14 protein-coding genes and 2 pseudogenes are annotated in these 16,024 nt (G+C 69.1%); 9 read left to right on the top strand and 7 right to left on the bottom strand.

Annotation, left to right across the window (positions count from 1 at the left end):
- Positions 1-7: 7 nt before the first annotated feature.
- Complete coding sequence (locus ACFY1E_RS26055; RefSeq protein WP_389079881.1) at positions 8-736, bottom strand: SDR family oxidoreductase; 729 nt, start codon at positions 734-736, stop codon at positions 8-10.
- Positions 737-811: 75 nt separating this feature from the next.
- On the opposite strand from ACFY1E_RS26055, the gene ACFY1E_RS26050 reads away from it, so the two are divergent.
- From ACFY1E_RS26050 to ACFY1E_RS26030, 5 genes and pseudogenes are all read left to right on the top strand, one after another.
- Positions 812-1,189, top strand: a complete 378-nt coding sequence (locus ACFY1E_RS26050; RefSeq protein WP_389079880.1) for a MerR family transcriptional regulator — start codon at positions 812-814, stop codon at positions 1,187-1,189.
- A 287-nt stretch (positions 1,190-1,476) separates the two neighbouring features.
- Positions 1,477-1,599 (top strand): annotated as a pseudogene (locus ACFY1E_RS26045) (IS5/IS1182 family transposase); the annotation flags it as partial.
- Positions 1,600-1,731: 132 nt separating this feature from the next.
- The gene (locus ACFY1E_RS26040) at positions 1,732-2,943 is read left to right on the top strand and encodes an NAD(P)/FAD-dependent oxidoreductase (protein ID WP_389079878.1); all 1,212 of its coding nucleotides are present in this window, start codon (positions 1,732-1,734) and stop codon (positions 2,941-2,943) included.
- On the top strand, positions 2,940-3,845 hold the full coding sequence (locus ACFY1E_RS26035) for an RNA polymerase sigma-70 factor (RefSeq protein WP_389079877.1): 906 nt from the start codon (positions 2,940-2,942) through the stop codon (positions 3,843-3,845). Before ACFY1E_RS26040 ends, ACFY1E_RS26035 begins: the two co-directional genes overlap by 4 nt.
- A 426-nt stretch (positions 3,846-4,271) precedes the next feature.
- Positions 4,272-4,724, top strand: coding sequence for a hypothetical protein (locus ACFY1E_RS26030; protein ID WP_389079875.1), 453 nt, complete (start codon positions 4,272-4,274; stop codon positions 4,722-4,724).
- Positions 4,725-5,459: 735 nt separating this feature from the next.
- Here the strand turns inward: ACFY1E_RS26030 and ACFY1E_RS26025 are convergent.
- Positions 5,460-6,581: a PP2C family protein-serine/threonine phosphatase gene (locus ACFY1E_RS26025; RefSeq protein ID WP_389079874.1), complete on the bottom strand. Its 1,122-nt coding sequence runs from the start codon at positions 6,579-6,581 to the stop codon at positions 5,460-5,462.
- A 293-nt stretch (positions 6,582-6,874) separates the two neighbouring features.
- On the opposite strand from ACFY1E_RS26025, the gene ACFY1E_RS26020 reads away from it, so the two are divergent.
- Positions 6,875-7,294: a VOC family protein gene (locus tag ACFY1E_RS26020; RefSeq protein ID WP_389079873.1), complete on the top strand. Its 420-nt coding sequence runs from the start codon at positions 6,875-6,877 to the stop codon at positions 7,292-7,294.
- Between the two features lie 522 nt (positions 7,295-7,816).
- On the opposite strand, the gene ACFY1E_RS26015 is transcribed toward ACFY1E_RS26020, so the two are convergent.
- Complete coding sequence (locus ACFY1E_RS26015; RefSeq protein WP_389079871.1) at positions 7,817-8,605, bottom strand: hypothetical protein; 789 nt, start codon at positions 8,603-8,605, stop codon at positions 7,817-7,819.
- Between the two features lie 1,045 nt (positions 8,606-9,650).
- On the opposite strand from ACFY1E_RS26015, the gene ACFY1E_RS26010 reads away from it, so the two are divergent.
- Positions 9,651-9,803: a hypothetical protein gene (locus ACFY1E_RS26010; RefSeq protein ID WP_389079870.1), complete on the top strand. Its 153-nt coding sequence runs from the start codon at positions 9,651-9,653 to the stop codon at positions 9,801-9,803.
- Between the two features lie 243 nt (positions 9,804-10,046).
- On the opposite strand, the gene ACFY1E_RS26005 is transcribed toward ACFY1E_RS26010, so the two are convergent.
- Both ACFY1E_RS26005 and ACFY1E_RS26000 read right to left on the bottom strand, forming a co-directional pair.
- Entirely contained in the window at positions 10,047-12,851 is a 2,805-nt protein-coding gene (locus ACFY1E_RS26005) for an FG-GAP repeat domain-containing protein (RefSeq protein WP_389079868.1), read from the bottom strand.
- Between the two features lie 182 nt (positions 12,852-13,033).
- Complete coding sequence (locus ACFY1E_RS26000) at positions 13,034-13,369, bottom strand: hypothetical protein (protein ID WP_389080202.1); 336 nt, start codon at positions 13,367-13,369, stop codon at positions 13,034-13,036.
- A 39-nt stretch (positions 13,370-13,408) separates the two neighbouring features.
- Here ACFY1E_RS26000 and ACFY1E_RS25995 point away from each other — a divergent pair.
- A pseudogene (locus tag ACFY1E_RS25995) lies at positions 13,409-13,573 on the top strand (ISAzo13 family transposase); the annotation flags it as partial.
- Here the strand turns inward: ACFY1E_RS25995 and ACFY1E_RS25990 are convergent.
- Complete coding sequence (locus ACFY1E_RS25990; protein ID WP_389080201.1) at positions 13,519-13,968, bottom strand: hypothetical protein; 450 nt, start codon at positions 13,966-13,968, stop codon at positions 13,519-13,521. The pseudogene ACFY1E_RS25995 and the gene ACFY1E_RS25990 sit on opposite strands and share 55 nt — an antisense overlap.
- Here ACFY1E_RS25990 and ACFY1E_RS25985 point away from each other — a divergent pair.
- Positions 13,942-14,280 (top strand): transposase, encoded by a 339-nt coding sequence (locus ACFY1E_RS25985; protein WP_389079867.1) that lies wholly within the window; start codon positions 13,942-13,944, stop codon positions 14,278-14,280. The genes ACFY1E_RS25990 and ACFY1E_RS25985 overlap by 27 nt on opposite strands.
- Here ACFY1E_RS25985 and ACFY1E_RS25980 read toward each other — a convergent pair.
- Positions 14,243-14,788 (bottom strand): hypothetical protein, encoded by a 546-nt coding sequence (locus ACFY1E_RS25980; protein WP_389079865.1) that lies wholly within the window; start codon positions 14,786-14,788, stop codon positions 14,243-14,245. The genes ACFY1E_RS25985 and ACFY1E_RS25980 overlap by 38 nt on opposite strands.
- Positions 14,789-16,024: the final 1,236 nt, after the last annotated feature.

Below are 16,024 nucleotides of genomic sequence, written 5' to 3'. Positions count from 1 at the left end.
GGGCCCCTCAGGCCGCCATCAGTGCCGCCAGGGCGCGGTCCATCGCGGCGTTGAACTCTTCCGGCGTCAGCGGCAGCCGGGACTTGACGTCCCGACTCCATTGGTCGGCGAGGACCTCGGCGGAGCCCGCCTCGACGCCGTCGAGCGCCGCGTCGGCCAGGTCCGACGGAGCGATCTTGTCCACGGGCCAGCCCGCCGCCATGTCGGTGTCGGCCAGGCCGAGGTGTACCGCTGTCACGAGCGTGCCCTGCTCGGCGAGCTCCAGGCGGACGCCGTTGGTCATGGCCCAGGCTGCGGCTTTGGTCAGGTGGTAGGCATTGGCGCCCTTGCCCCCGAACCACGACATGGCGGAGAGGACGTTGACGATCGCGCCCCCGCCGTTCCTGGCGAGCGCCGGCGCGAACTCCCGGATCATTCCCAGGTGGCCGAACATGTTGGTCTCCAGCTCGTGCCGCACCGCGTCCAGCGAACCGGTCACCAGATCGGTCCCGGTGCTGATTCCCGCGTTGTTGATGAGTAGCGTGACGTCCGGTGCGGCCTCGGCGGCGGCCCTCACGGATGCGGGATCGGCGATGTCGAGGGGCAGCACCTCGACCCCGGGCAGGTCCACGGTCTCCGGTCGGCGGGCCGTCGCGTAGACCTTGTGGGCGCCCCGTTCGAGCAGCCGCTGGGCGAAGGCGCGGCCCAGGCCGCGGTTGGCTCCGGTGACAAGGGCGACGGAGTTGTTGATGTCCATGCCCGGTACGCTAAAACCTGACGCTGGCGTCAGAGGCAAGTGCCGGCTGTCAGGACCGGGGCGAGAGGAATCACCATGTCCGTCACGGAAGCCGCGGCCGGGCGGCTGATCCGCATCGGCGAGGTGGCGCGGGGCGCCGGCGTCTCGGTACGCGCCGTGCGCTACTACGAGCAGCAGGGGCTGCTAGTCGCGGAGCGCAGCCCGTCCGGCCAGCGCCTTTACCGGCAGGACACCGTCACCCTGGTGCGCTTCTTCCAGCAGATGTTTGCCGCCGGTCTCACCAGCCGAAGGATCGCGGAACTCCTTCCGTGCTGGGACACCGGGCACACCGACGCCGAGCAACGAGCCATGCTGCGCGCCGAACGCGACCGTATCCAGGCCAAGGTCGACGACCTGCAGGCCGCTCTGGACCGCCTCGACGAGGTCATCGCGATCACGGACACGCACCCGTAGGCGCGGTCGGTCGCACGTCGCACCAGCGATCTACGGCTGGAGTACAGCCCGGCGCGCCAAGGGAGCGCATACGTGGGCGCTTCTCAAGGAGGTTGTCCGTTCCCGTCAAGCGGTGCGCCTGAGCGGGAATGCCATGCCGGACTGGCGACTTGGGTGGAGCGCCTCACGCCTGGCAGCCGCCTCGTCGTGCGGCACGAGCCGGGCGGCCGCAACAGCACGGAGGTCCGCACGCAGCCTCACCCACCGGGGACCGACGCGGCACACCATGACCGGCGTGGAGACCCGCCCGCCGGTTGTCCTGGTTATCGGGCTGTCGACGACGCCACCGCCGCTACGGGCGTAAGCCCGAACACTTCCTCGCCCTCACAGCCATCGCCGCCACCCTCGTGTACCGCAGGCTCACCAACTGAAATGGCGTCTTGACGAGAAGGTGCACCCTCCACCAAGGCGACCGTGGCATGCGTCACATCGATCTCATGTCACGGACTGGCCCGCAGCCTCCATCCACTGGTCGTCAAGAGCGAGTGGAGAAAGGCAAAGCGATGAGTGCACGGCACGAAACCGATACGGAGACCACCACCCACCGCGTTCTGATCCTGGGCGCGGGTTACGCGGGCATGTCCGCGGCCATCCAGCTCGCGTCGCGGCTCAAGCGGCGCGAGGACGTGCAGGTGACCCTGGTGAACGCGCAGGAGCGGTTCACCGAGCGACTGCGGCTGCACATGACGGCCACTGGGCAACAGCTTGCCGAACTGAGCATTCCGGAGGTGCTCGAGGGCACGGGCGCACAGTTCGTGCGTGGCTGGGTGACGGCGTTGGACGCGGACGCACGGACGGTGCGGATCGACGACGACCGGGTCCTGCATTACGACACGCTGGTGTACGGATTGGGCAGCGTGGCCGACACGATCGGGGTGCCGGGCGTCGACGACCACGCCTACACCCTCAACAGCCCCCAGGATGCCGAGGCGCTGGCCGATCGGCTGGCGCGGCTCGGCAGCGGCACAGTGGTGGTCGTCGGCAGCGGGCTGACCGGCGTCGAGTCGGCCGCGGAGATCGCCGAGCGGCATCCGGAGCTGAACGTCGTACTGCTGGGCCGGGACGAACCCGGTGCGTCCATGAACCCGAAGGCCAGGGCGTACCTGCAGTCGGCGCTGGACCGCCTCGGCGTCGAGGTGTGCAGTGGCGTCGAGGTGGTGAAGGCGCTGCCCGGGTCGGTCGAACTGGCGGGCGGGGAGAGCATCACCGCCGATGTCGTCCTGTGGACGAGCGGTACGCGGGTGTCGCCACTGGCAGCCGCCGCCGGACTGGCCGTCGACGAACGCGGCCGTATCGTCACCGACACCGCGCTGTGTTCGGTGTCGCACCCCGACGTGTACGCCATCGGTGACGCCGCCGCGATCCGCCAGGGGTACGGCGTCATGCACGGCACCTGCCAGGGCGGGATGCCGACCGGCGTGCACGCCGCAGTGTCGATCGTCCGCACGCTGAAGGGCAAGCGGCCCAAGCCGTTCCGCTTCGGCTACTACCACACGCCGGTGAGCCTGGGCCGGCACGACGCCGTGGTGCAGTTCACCCGCCCCGACGACAGCCCGCGGCGAATTCATCTGACCGGCCGGATGGCGGCCCGCTATAAGGAGACGGTGACTGCTTCGCCCTGGCCGACCTTCGGCCGCATGAAGAAGATGCCCGCCTCGGGCGCGTTCTGGCCGCACGGCGGCCGCTTCACCCGCGTCGCCGAGAGTGCCGAGTGAGCGCCGACCAGCACGTCTTTCAGGAGTACCGCAGGCTGCTGTTCTCCGTGGCCTACCGCGTCCTCGGCTCCGCAGCCGACGCCGAGGACGCGGTGCAGGACGCCTGGATCAAGTGGTCGTCGGCCGACCGTTCCCAAGTGGCTGATCCCAAGGCGTACTTGACGCGGATCGTGTCCAACCTGGCGCTGGAGCGCCTGCGTTCCACCCGGCACAAGCGCGAGACCTACGTCGGCCCGTGGCTGCCGGAGCCCATCCTCACCAGCGGCGACACCGCAGATGCCGTCATGGACGCCGAGTCGGTGTCGATGGCGATGCTGGTGGTCCTGGAGACGCTGAGCCCGCTGGAGCGCGCAGTCTTCGTGCTGAAGGAGGTCTTCGGCTTCAGCCACGCCGAGATCGCGGAGGCGGTGGAACGGTCCGAGGCGGCGGTACGACAGGCCGCGCACCGCGCGCGAGAGCACGTACGGGCCCGCAGACCCCGGTTTGCCGCCGACCGTTCTCGCCGGCGCGAGGTCACCGAGCGGTTCTTCGCCGCTGCGACCGGTGGTGACATCAACACCCTGATGGAGCTGTTGTCCCCGGACGTCACCCTGTGGACCGACGGCGGCGGCAAGGTCCGTCAAGCACTCAAGCCGGTCGTCGGGGCGAAGACGGTTGCCTCGTGGTTCTCGGCCATCGGCACGGTCACCTACCAGGGTGTCCAGCCCGCCGACATGCGCGCCGAGCTGGTCGAGATCAATGGCGGCCCGGGCATGGTGTTCAGCGCCCCGAACCGGGTGATCGCCACCGTCACCTTCGACTTCGACGCCGACGGTCGTATCACCGCCATCCACAACGTCGCCAATCCCGACAAACTCCAGGCCATCACGGACGGCACGGCCCACGACGTCGCGACGCGGTGAGCGTCGGGCGGGAATGCCCCTCGGGCGGCAACCGAGGGTCGGCCCGGGAGGGTCGGATCGCACTTTGACCGGTCATGGTCGCGACCGCTGGGCCGGGCGGACCCGCTTCATTGACAACAGCCGGCCCGCGGGGTGAGGCACAAGAGCAGGTCTGGCCTTCGAACGCCTCCCCCCAACGGCACGGGGGCTTTGTATGTTGCGGCCCTTCCCTCAGCCTCACCGGCGTCGCCCTATCCCTACGTTTTCAGTGGCCACGCTGAAGACGCTCCGTAAACAGAAAGGGAACCGAAATCCACGGGCCGGTGGCCATTCGGGCGAGCGGACCGCACTCCGCCCAATAAAACTGCAGTGACGGTACTTTGAGCGGACGTCAATCTTGCATTTCAGGGGGTAGTTGGCATGCGCAGAATCGTGAAGATCAGAACCATGGGGATGTCAGCCATCGTCATGGCCGCCCTGGGAGCGACTTACGCGGGAGCCACTGCGAATGCCGCGCAAAGCGCCGCCGCGTCCGCCGCTCCGGGCGACGTCTACAAGGCGACGGCAGTGCACTCCATCGGGACGACGGACACGCAGGTCGTCGCTCTGTCCCTTCCTGCCGGGACGTACACCCTGACCGGATCCGCCTTCCTCATCTACGCCGACAAGGGGAATTGCAGGGTCACCGGTGGCCCCAACATGGCCACGCCTCGCGGCAGCGGCTACAACGAGGCTTCGCTGAGCGCCACGGGGACGGTCACCCTGGCGGCGGCGGGAAAGGTCCAGCTGCTGTGCAACAGTGAGAAGGTCCTTGCCGCGCCACAGGATCCCGCGGCCAACGGCACGCTCGTGGCCACCAGGGCCGGGCTTTTCGTCGATCAGGGAACCGGCGCGCAGTAGTCCCCGGGCGCCGCAGCCACACTCCAGTTACCCCGGCGCGGCGCTGTCACCCGGAGGCCGGCGCAGCAGGTGCAGACAGATGACAGCGGCGACGATGGTCCGCCGATCGCCCGCCTCCAGGCGAGGGTCCATGTCGACGACGCATTGCTGCAACCCGATCCGCGAGTCGACGGATGCCTCGGTGCTTAATGAGACAGCCATCCTCTGTTCGCATTCGTCGGCGCAATCGGTTCTCGGCGACGCGATGCAGTTGTGCACGTTCCCGTGGGGGGCTTCGTGCCGGACGACTGCGAAGAGAAGGAAGAGAAGGGCCGTAGACACAGGCGGGGGCGAGGACCGTTGCGCTCCTCGCCCCCGTGTCCGGCATCTATGTCCTCGGCCAAGGAGCCAGAGCCTCGCGAAGGCCAGGGCCTAGACGACGGCCGACCACGAGCTGACGTCCGGGCAGTAGCCGGTCGCTTGATTGCTGACCTCGTCGACCGCCCACCGCCCGGACTCCTCGCGGAAGCTGATCTCGCCGGCACTCAGGACAGGGTCTCCACCAGCACACACCACGTGCTCACTGCGACGCGGCGCGGCGCGAGACGCAGTACCCCGGCACACTTCCGGGTGAATAATGCCGGCGGACCCTCACGCAGGTGAAAACGCGCTCGGCGCCCTGCACTGACACTGCTGGGCCGGGGCGAGGATGAGCGGAGTCTGATGGCCGTGCGGGCGGGCCCAGGTGACCGGGGTTCAGACGGCCAGACGGCGGATGGCCACTGCGGCCGCGTCGTCGTCGAGGTGTCCGTGGACGTGGGCCAGCAGGTCGTCCTGGAGGTGGCGCAGGAGTTCCTCAGGGTCGTCCTTGGTCCACTCGGGTGCCCGTTCGGTGAAGGGGTAGAACAGTCCGTCGGCGTTGCGTGCTTCGATGACGCCGTCTGTGTACAGGAGTAGCAGGTCGCCGACCTCGAACGGGAAGGTCTGGACCTCGTAGGCGGTGATGCCGAAGACCCCGCCGAATCCGATCGGGAGGTGGCTCGCCTCGGCCGTGAGGGGGGTGAGCTGAGTGCCGCGCAGGAGGAGCGGCGGTGGGTGGCCGCAGGCGATGAGGTGGACGACCGGATCGTGGTCGGGGATGTCGAGCAGTGTGGCGGTGGCGAAGTCCTCGTGGGTGTCCTGCTCCGCCGGTGGTCGCCACTGGCTGTTGTCCCAGCGGAACGCGGCGTCCAGGTGGACGGCGAGGCGGGGGAGGGTGGCCTGGCGATGGGCGGCCGCGCGGAAGGCACCCAGCAGCAGGGCGGCGTTGTTGATCGAGGCCAGGCCGCTGCCGCGTACGTCGCCGATGAGGAGCCGGGTGCTGTGGTGGGCGGTCCGTGCGGCGGCGTAGAGGTCTCCGCCCAGCTCGGCTTCCTCCTCGGCGGGGAGGTACAGGCCGGCGATCCGCAGTGGGCCGGCGTGTGCGGGCAACGGTCGCAGCAGCACGCTCTGCGCTGCCTCGGCCACCGACCGCACCTGGTGGAGTTGGCGCTCACGCCGGTCTCGGACCATGCAGATGGCGACACAGATGCAGGAGACGACGATCAGGGCGGCGATCTGCGCCTGGATGTTGGCGGTGGGCAGGACCCCTCTGAGCGCGCCGATCAGCACCTGGGCTGCCACCGCCAGAGCCCCCATCAGTGCCGTCATTCGGACCCCGGCGAACGCCACCGTGATCGCGGGTGCTGCCACCAGCAGCGGACCGAGGTGGATGTGCGGCGGAGACAGCACATCGACTACACAGACCGTGACGATCAGCCCCAGTGGGATGATGAGAAGCGCGGGTGTGTGCCCCGGCTGCCAGGAGCCTCGGAAGTCCGGCCGTGGTCGAAGGGCCATGACCTAAGCGTCCCACTTGCTCCCGTTTATGGGGATGTGAGATGCCTCGAGGTGTTTGGGAGGGTGCCCGTGCACCTTCGTGAACGGTCGGGCTGCCATGCCGCCATCCTCCTGGTGCGCGGCCCGTCCGTGTGGGCGTTGTACGTCGGAGAGCAGGGGCGAACCCCCTCGGCGTGCAGATCGTGGCGGCTCAGCCGCATCTGCAGCCATACCTCCCGGGCACCAGCCCCCAGCGTCACCCGTGTTCTGACATCTGGGTGACACCGTCGACCAGACGCGTGGACCATGGGTGGATGGCGCGACTCCACGACATCGTTTTCGACTGCGCTCGCCCTGCGGCCACGGCCCGCTTCTGGTCTGCGGCCCTGGACGGCTATGCCATCGCGCCGTACGATGATGCGGAACTTGCCCGCCTGCACTCCCTGGGGATCACCAGTACCGAGGATGACCCCACCGTTCTTGTCGAGCCGCCAGAGGGAGGACCGTGTCTGTGGTTCCAGCTCGTGCCAGAGGCCAAGGCCGGGAAGAATCGGGTGCACTTGGACCTGATTGCTGTGGACCCGGAAGCTGAGATCCAGCGTCTGACCACTCTTGGCGCGACTGTTCAGGCCCGGCACGCGGACAACATCGTCCTGGCCGATCCCGAAGGCAACGAGTTCTGCCTGTCCCTAACGGACGGATGTTCGCCGGGCAGCTGCTCAGAGCTGCAATGATCTCCATGTGGCTGGTGTGATCACGGCGTCGGAATCGTCCTGGCGGAGACAATGACCCGGTCGTCGGGCGCGTACGCGGTCACTGGTGGGCTCACTGCGCGACCGCGGTCTTGGGCGGGGCGGAGACCGCGGTACGCAGCGCGGCGTGGGGGCGCGGCCGCGCAACGGCCTGCTGCCCCTGCTCGGGCACGGTGATCTTCTGGCCGATGACCGGGGCGTGCTGGTGTCGCGGGTGACGAGGCCGCGTTTGGCCAGGGCCCGGAAGATACCGATGGAGACGGGCGTGCCGTCGTCGGTGGCGACGCGGGTCACGCCCAGTCCGCGGGTAGCGCTCTCATACAGACGGCCCCCGCCGTTCAGGGCGGTGAGGGTCGCTGGGAGCCACTTCGCTGGAGGCGCCGCGATCGGCCGTCGGTTGGCTGCGGGGCTGTCGCTCCCCACTCTCGGCTTCGCTCGAGCAGGGGGACCCCCATTGCGGCGGAGCCGTATGTGTCACAGCCCCGCGCCCCTTTGGGGCGCTGCCTACGGAACCGATGCCACGTCGATGACGACTGCCCCGTCACCGCCGGGGCTCCCGGCCGTGCCGTTGTCCCCGGTGCTGCCCGCGGAGCCGTTCGTGGCGGCGGCACCGCCGCTGGTGGCGCCGGTACCGCCGGTGCCGCCGACGCCACCCTTGCCGCCACCGCCGCCGTTGCCGCCTGCACCGAAGGTGAATCCGTCGGCGCTGATGGCCGGGCCACCGGCCCCGCCACCGCCGCCGCTGCCGCCTGCGCCGCCACCTCCGCCGGCACCGCCTGTGCCGCCCGACCGGCTCGCGCCACTGGCACCGGCCCCGCCGGGGCTGCCCACAGTGCCGGCGCTGCCGTCGTTGCCGTTCACCATGTTCTCCGGGATGCCGGGAGCAGTCAGGCAGTGTGGTGTTCCGCCACCGAGTGCTGTTCCGCCGCCTGTACCGCCGGAACCGGTGATGGCGCCGCCACCCCCGCCGCCACCGCCGAGCCCGCCGGCCCCGCCGAGCAGACCGGGAGCGCCGCCTCCGCCGCCCGAGCCGCCCGTGGCGGCCCTGGTGCCGCGATTGCCGCCCGGGGCGAAGGCCAGGTCCACACCCGTGGTGACGGTCACCCTGCTCTCCGCACCGGCTGTGCCGAGGGCGGCGGAGGTGCCTGTGCTGCCGGGACCGCCGCCGAAGGGGCCGCCACTGCCGCCGCCGGAGCCACCGGCCCCGCCGGTCCCCGCGTTGCCGCCGGCGCCACCGGCTCCCACCACGACGGTCAGGGATTCCCCGGCGACGGCCACCTCGGTGCACTTCACGAAGCTTCCGGAGCCTCCGCCTCCGCCGGCTGCGCCGCCTCCGCCTCCACCTCCCCCGCCACCGCCTCCGCCGCCTGCTCCGGCTCCACCGCTCCCGCCGGCCCCGGAAGCCCAGACCCTGACGGTCAGGATTTTCGGGGCGCCCGAAGTGGGACTGCCGGGAACCGTGAAGGTGAACTGCCCTGGAGACGTGAAGCTGAACTGCTGGGGTGGCTGAGCCGCGGCACTGTCAGCGCCCACCATCGGTGGCAGCCACCCGCCCACCAGCGCTGCCACACCTAGGCCGACCCGTCTTCTCCGGCTCGGGTACTTCTGCTGGTTGATCGAATCCCGCCCCATGCTGTGTCTCCTCTGGCTCATATGTGCGCTACGTGCACTCCCATGGGGATTGTTGATGCGGCCGAAAAGCGACGCCAAGGTCCCGAAAGGGGGTGTGCAGGAGCAGAGGAGGCACTGCTGTTCGGCCATGAACGAACAAAGGGCGCCCGGCAGTCACCGGGCGCCCTTCACCGTGGTACGCGTCGACGATGCCGTTGACGCGCAGGACCTCGGCCTTGGCTGCGGCGGCCCCCGCAGCCCCGGAGCCACGCCGGTCTGTGTCTGCCGGACCGGCGCGCACTGCAAAGAGCCCCTCGGAGCGCCGTCAGCCACGCACGTTCCGGACCGCGGCGCGTAGTTCTTTGAGGTCGGGACGTGGTCACGCCGACGCCAGGCACGCGCCGTTGCGATCGCGGCCGGCGCACCATCCGGCGCAGTCTCAGACTCGGGAAGCGCAGGGGCGCCGAGCTCGCGCAGCGCTCCGGTCTGCCGTTCGACCGCCTCCGCGACAGCCGGGTCGGCCAGGCGCGGCGGGTAGCCTGCAGGTGTGCGGCACGCGCGGTGACAGCCGTCCCTTCCGCTGGCTGTCGCAGCCCGACCAGGCGGAGGCGGTGTCGGCGGAGGCGGTGTCGCTCGAACTGAAACGGACCGCCATGACCGAGTCCCTGGGGCAGCCGCTCATCCTGCTCATCGCCGCCTTGAACGGCCGCGCCGCGAGAGCCGGCCCTTGGACATCGAAGACCTGGGCATCGCCGCCGATCTGGGACATCACACGGACACCCTCGCCCTCCTCGACCGCATGCAACCTTTCGAAGCCGACGTGGTCATCCCCATGGACCGCTCGGGGCCCGCCCCTCTGCGCCTCACCGTGCCCTGGTAGCCGACGTGCGGCTGCTCCTCGTCTGCTCCTCGTCTGCTCCTCGCCCTCGACAGGCCTCTCCTTGGACCTTCGATGAAGAACAGGGAGGGTCGGCGAGAGTATGCGCGAGGTGCACAACCACAGGAGCGCTCCGCCGGCGTCTCCTTCGAGACGTGTCCGGTCCCGGCCGGCTCCACGCATTTGCGCTTGAGGCGTCAGTGCTGGGCATGACACACGTCGCGACGGTGGCCAAGAAGTGCCCTCCTAGAAGAGGCCCTTGTAGCCCTGCCAGCCGGTGGCGATCTTCACGGGCGCTCCGAAGGATCCTTTGCCGTCGCCGTTGTTGCGCCAGAGGTTGCCGGCGCTGTCCCTGGAGACCAGGTCGGCCCTGCCGTCTCCGGTGATGTCACCGACGCCGACGATCACGTTGTAGGAGCCGCCCCAGTTGGAGAAGATCTTCGTGCGGGCGCCGAACGTGCCGGTGCCGGTGCCGTAGTACCGGTACAGGTTGTTCGCGGTGTCCTGGGCGAGCAGGTCGCCGATGCCGTCACCGTTCAGGTCCCCGGCCCCGACGACCTTCTTGTACGCCTTCCAGTTGTCGTAGAGCTTCACCCGTCCCGACAACGTCGCGGTGCTGGTGGACTTGTAGAGGTACACCGTCCCGGTCGAGGCGTTTCGTGCGATCAGGTCGGGGCGGCCGTCCTTGGTGACGTCACCGGGCGCGGTCAGCACGTCGTACTGGTTCCAGCCGGACGTGCCCAGAGAGGTGTACGACGTCGAAGGCGTCAGCGCGACGCCGCACCCCGGCTCGTAGGCGCGAAGGGCTCCGCTGCTGAGCCGCACCAGGACGTCGTTGCAGCGATCGCCGTTGAGGTCGCCGAACGGCACGGCCTTGATGGAGGTCGGCCAACCGCTGCCGCTCAATGCGTCGGAGAACGTTCCGTTGCCGGTGCCCTGCTGGAACGTGAGAGCGCCGGAGGAGCTGAGGGTGAGCAGGTCGCCGATGCCGTCGCGGCCCGCGTGATCGCGCCGCACGGGAGCAGCGAGAGTCCCGGCGGGCATCAGATGGATGCGTTCGTCGGCGTCCACGAAAGCCACGCGGCCACTGTCAGGATCCAGGGTCCAGCGGACGCGTCGGTCCGAGGTGCTGCCCTCGGGCATGAGGTTTTTCGTCGCGGGCAGATCGGCCAGGTCGAAGTTCACCGCCTGCCCGGAGCGGACGTCGGTGCGCACCAGCTTTCCGCGCTCGTTGTCATGGCGGACCAGGAACCCGTCGGCCAGCAGCGCGTCCCCCACGGGTACGGCCACCGACCGTCCGCGGGAGCGGTCGAACACGCCGGCCTTCTTCTGTGCGGCGCACGCCCAGTAGAGGAACCGGCCGTTGACCTGCAGCTCGCTGGGCACGCACGCCGAGCCGACGTTGACGTCGACCGCCGCGGCCGTCGAGCCGAGGCGGCTCATCGACAGGTGTCCGGCGGTGGACGTGGTGGTCCACATCTGTCCGTCCCACAGGGTGGCAGCCGTCGCCGTGCGCGTCGAGACGACCTTGGACTGCGTCCAGTCGACGAGGAACTGCTTGTGGTTCGCACCGCCCGAGAGCAGCGCGTACCGTCCCTGCGCAGCGCTCACCTCGCCGTAGAAGCCGTCAACCGTCAGCGTCTGGATCTCGCCGGCGGGTGTACGGCGGTGCACCTGCTGGGAGTTGTCCAAGTCGTTGTAGACCACGGATCCGTCGTCGGTGCCGAACAGCCGCACACAGCTGTAGGTGAAAATGCACGGCTTGACCCATCCGCCGGCCGGGCGGACCGGCCCCACCTGGGGGACCGCGTCGGCCGACACGGTGCGCGTGTTGAACATGACGTCGTAGGACGGGGGCGCGGTCTGGTCGGTCCAGGCAAGGGTGCCGCCTGTCAGCGACAGTCCGTCGACGGGCGCGGGCACCGGCGGCAGGTCCATCAGTTCCTCGGTGACGATCTGCCCGTCCGACGCCTCGAAAATGCGGTGCATGGCCCAGTGCGCCTTGTCGGGACCGCCCACCACGACAGCCGATCCATCCGCCGACGCGTGGACCCAGCCGTCCATCTCCGGGAGCAGCGTGCGCCATTCGCCCGCGTCGGTGAGGGGCCGGGTGAGCACGGCACGTGTCTCGTCGCCGTAGGTGGCCACCACGACGTCGTCACCGATGACCGTGAAGTCGGTCTTCCCTACGGTGCCCTGGGCCGGAACGGTGGTCACCGGTCCGTCCAGCGCGTCACGACGCAGCAGCCGCGCGCCGGCTCCCGGGTACCACCAGCCGACGTAGTCCTCGCTCAGGACGGGCAGTCGGGCCGAGTTCGTGTTGTAGGGGGCGAACAGCTTGGTCCAGGTCCCGTCGCGGACGTCGACGAGGACGAGCTGGTAGAGGAAGACCTGGGGGTCCTCGGTCGGCACGCGGTAGCGCAGCAGCAGGGAGCGGTCGTCAATCCCGCTCAATGCGAGGAGCTTCGCGTCGGCGGGCCAGCCGGTCACCTTCGTGTCCTCGGTGCCGCCCCCGGCCGCCTGCTTCAGCAGGTGCAGTTCGCGTACGTTGGTCGAGCCGCCCAGGTAGGCGACCACGACACCCTTGCCGGCCGCCCCCGCATAGGTCAGACCGTTCGGGACGGTCACCGAGCCCTGGTCCTCGCCGGAGCCCATCGCGCGGAACCGCACGACGCGTCGGCCCTCGGCGTCGGTCGACAGGGTGTAGGTGGTGTCCGACTGAGCGAGTCCATTGGGCTGCTGGGTGCCGGCGAACTCGGTCACCTGCCGGGTCTGGCGCGTCGCGTAGTCGGTCCAGAGCCAGCCGCTGGAGCCTTCGGGATTCGACAACACACCGGTGTCGCCGAAGCCGATGAACACCGGGTTGCGCGTGGCTCTGCGGTCCGCAGCGGGGAGCACGACCTCGCCCGCCCCGACGACCTGGTCAGCCCCGACAGCCGTCATCCCGGTGGGCACGGCGCCCGGAGCACCCGCGGCGAGGACGACGGTCACTACCAGGGCCGCACCCCCTCTGCCGAACAGACAGCGTCGCACGACCTTGCTGACCTCCACGGAACCCCCCGGCCCCTCACCCTGCCGGCCGCGGCCCCGAGAGCCCCGACAGCCTGTGAATGAAATGTGCATGCCCTGAGTGGGCGACGGGAGCTTATCAGTGCACACCAGTGGGCTTGCTGGCATTACTGCGGCGGCGGAAAGGGCCGGCCCGACTCAACCCTACGGGCCCTTCGTCCAGCTCATCCGGCGTCGACCATTGCACTTCCAGGCCCTGTCCTTGCGGCGGTCGAAGGGTCTTGGTGCCGGTGCCGCCGGGCGTCACGAGTAGGGCTGTTAGGAATAACCCCTCCGGGCACGTTGTACGTCACGTCGACGTAGTCGCCGGCGGCGTTGATGGCCGGCGTGGTCGTGGTGTTGGGGAAGGCACAGCGGTAGTAGTCGTCGGCGGTGGCCTCGACGGTGGTCCTCAGCTCGCAGGTCCCGAAGGCGCTGGCGTAGATGTGCCACGTGCCGGCCTTCGCGTCCGACACGACGTTGGTCATGTCGCGAGTGCCGGCCTTGACCTGGAAGTTCATGGTGCAGGTCGTGCTCGTCGAACTGTCGGCGTGGCAGCCGCGGCCTTCGCCGTCGCCTCCATCCGGCGCTGGTAGCAGACCCGCGGTCGGCACGACTACCCCCGCGCCCGCCGGCTGCTGATCACCGCCGATGGCGGGGGCTCCAACGGCTACCGCACCCGCGGGTGGAAGACCCAGCTCGCCGGCCTCGCTGCCGAGACCGGCACCGAGCGCAACGAGGCGAAGATCGCCGCCTGGAAGGACGAGCAGTGGCCCGCCATAAAAAGAGGGCGGGGGACTTGGGCGCCTGGCTCTGCTTCGAGGACGAAGCTGATCAGGTCTTGAGGCCGCCCAAGGGCCGCACCTGGGGCCAGCGGGGCCGGCCGCACCCCGGTCGTGCGGGTCACCGCCCAGGGCAGCAAACGTGTCTCCATGGCGGCGCTGATCTGCATTAAAGCCGACCACCGGCCCGGCTGATCTACCGCATCCACCTCGACCGCGGCCCTGCCAAGGGCCGTCGTAAGGGCTTCACCGAGACCGAATACGCCCGCCTGCTGGATGCCGCGCACCGGCAGCTCGGCGGGCCGATCGTTTTGGTTTGGGACCATCTGAACACGCACGTCAGCCGCACCATGGACGGTCTGATCGCCGCCCGATCATGGCTGACCGTCTACCAGCTGCCGCCGTATGCTCCCGAGTTCAACCCCGTCGAGAGGGTGTGGTCGCGCCTGAAGAGGTCGTTGGCCAACCTCACCAGACACAGCCTCGACCAACTCACCACGTTGGTGAAGACGCGGCTGAAACGAATGCAGTACCGGCCCCGCCTCATCGAGGACTCATCGCCGAGAGCGGACTCGACATCCAACCGCCGTAACCCCGGAGGTCACAGACCTCCTAGTAGTAGGAGGCCACCAGGTCGCGGTCCACCGTGATGGTGTCGCGATCCAGTGCGGGCAGCCCCATGTGGTCACAGATCAGCTGGGTCAGCTGCTCCTCGTAGGTCTCGCTCTGACGGTCCAGACCGGCCGCCGTGATGAGAGGGGCCATCTTGTTGGGCCAGTACTCTCCGACGTGGTCGGGGTCCTCGTAGTCGATGCAGGATGATGCCTGGCCGTCCTTGTAGTGGTACGCCTTGGGCCCGTGGGCCTTGGCAACGCACGGATTGGGAACGAACACCATCAGCTCAGCGCCCGAAGGGCACAGCTCGCGGTAGTCGATCTCGTCATAGTCGTCACGGTTGAACATGTGGTGCACGATCACGCCCCAGTCGCCGGGTTCTGTGTCGTTGCCGTAGGCGAACGGCGGCCGCTGCTGCGCCGACAGACCTTCGGCCATGGCGGCCAGGCTGGTCCCCTTGAAGTACACCAGGACGGTTTCGTCTTCCCGATATCGCTCTTCGTCCACCCACGCCATGACGCCGCAGTCGATCCAACTTGTCATGCCCAGCAACATAACCGGCGCCACTGACACAACAGCCCCCAGAGTCGCCAATCAACGCCAGGACCCACCGGCCGTCCCGCGCCGTCGGAACGCAGTGCTCCGTCGCCGGCTCACGTCGCCGCTCGATCAAGCGCAGTCACACCCAGCCGACGTAACCCGCACCCATAAAGATCTCTAACTCAGGACTTCGTGACGGGCTTCGCGTCCGCCCTCGGCATTTCGCTGGTGACCTCGCCGCCATCATCGGTGTCGAGCTCCCCGAATCGTCACGGCCCGACGATCCGCTGGTGGGCGAGATTGCGGGGCTGCTTTCGAACTGCCGACGCTTGACCGCTGCTCAGGCCGGTCGTATCTGTAACGAAGCGAAATCGATGCTCGTAGCGGTCCCCGATGATGCCACCGGCGAAGACTGGAACCGCGTCTATCACCAGCACGGGAGATGGGGGAGTGCCGAAGCGGTGAACGCGGCTTGAGCCGACACTACTTTCCACACGCCCTGAGGCTGATCCAACCTCGCAGTGTCACGGTGAGGTTGGAAAAGCCTCACCGCCCGCGGCAGCCGCAGACTCCTGACCGCCCTCGGCCTCACAGGATGAATCCGGACAGACCTCGATCATGCAAGGGACCCTGGCGAACATGGGCGATGCGGCCTCCCGATGGCGAACTTCGCCTGTGGATCCGAGGAGGCTTGGAAGATCCTGCTGACGGTCGCCCAGCACGCCAATGTCAAACTGCCGGAAGCAGCCGAGGCGATCACCTCGGCTACGACCGGGAAGCCGATGCCTGGCCCGCGGCAGGAGCATGTGGAGGCTGCCGTACAAACTTGGCGGGCCGGTCGGGCATGAGTGCGGATCTTCCGGGTATCCGGACGGTGCCTGCCGGGGAAGGGCCGCCCAAGCCTGGGGAGGTCGAAGCGGCCCTTCCCCCTTGCGCTTTCTCAGACACCAAGACCTTCTCCGACCCGCCGGTGGCCGCCTCAGTCGTGGCAGGCACGCCCAGAAGGCTGGTGAGCCCTCCGGTGAGTAGGGGGGCGAAGAGACGACACCGGCGCACCAAGTCGGCCAGGGCGCCGCCCACCGGGTGCTGCCGCCACATCGGGGATCATCAGCAGGCTGGGTAGCCGGGATGACGAGGGCGCCCCCGGCTCCTTGGCCGGCGGTGCGAGCGAGGACGGCCGCGGTCGGATGCACCGGACGCCGGTGCGGCGTCGGTGCGGGGCGCAGTGGCGGTCGTGTG

Source organism: Streptomyces sp. NPDC001604 (assembly GCF_042893475.1).
Classification (GTDB): Bacteria; Actinomycetota; Actinomycetes; order Streptomycetales; family Streptomycetaceae; genus Streptomyces.
This window is presented reverse-complemented; position numbering and strand designations above follow the sequence as displayed.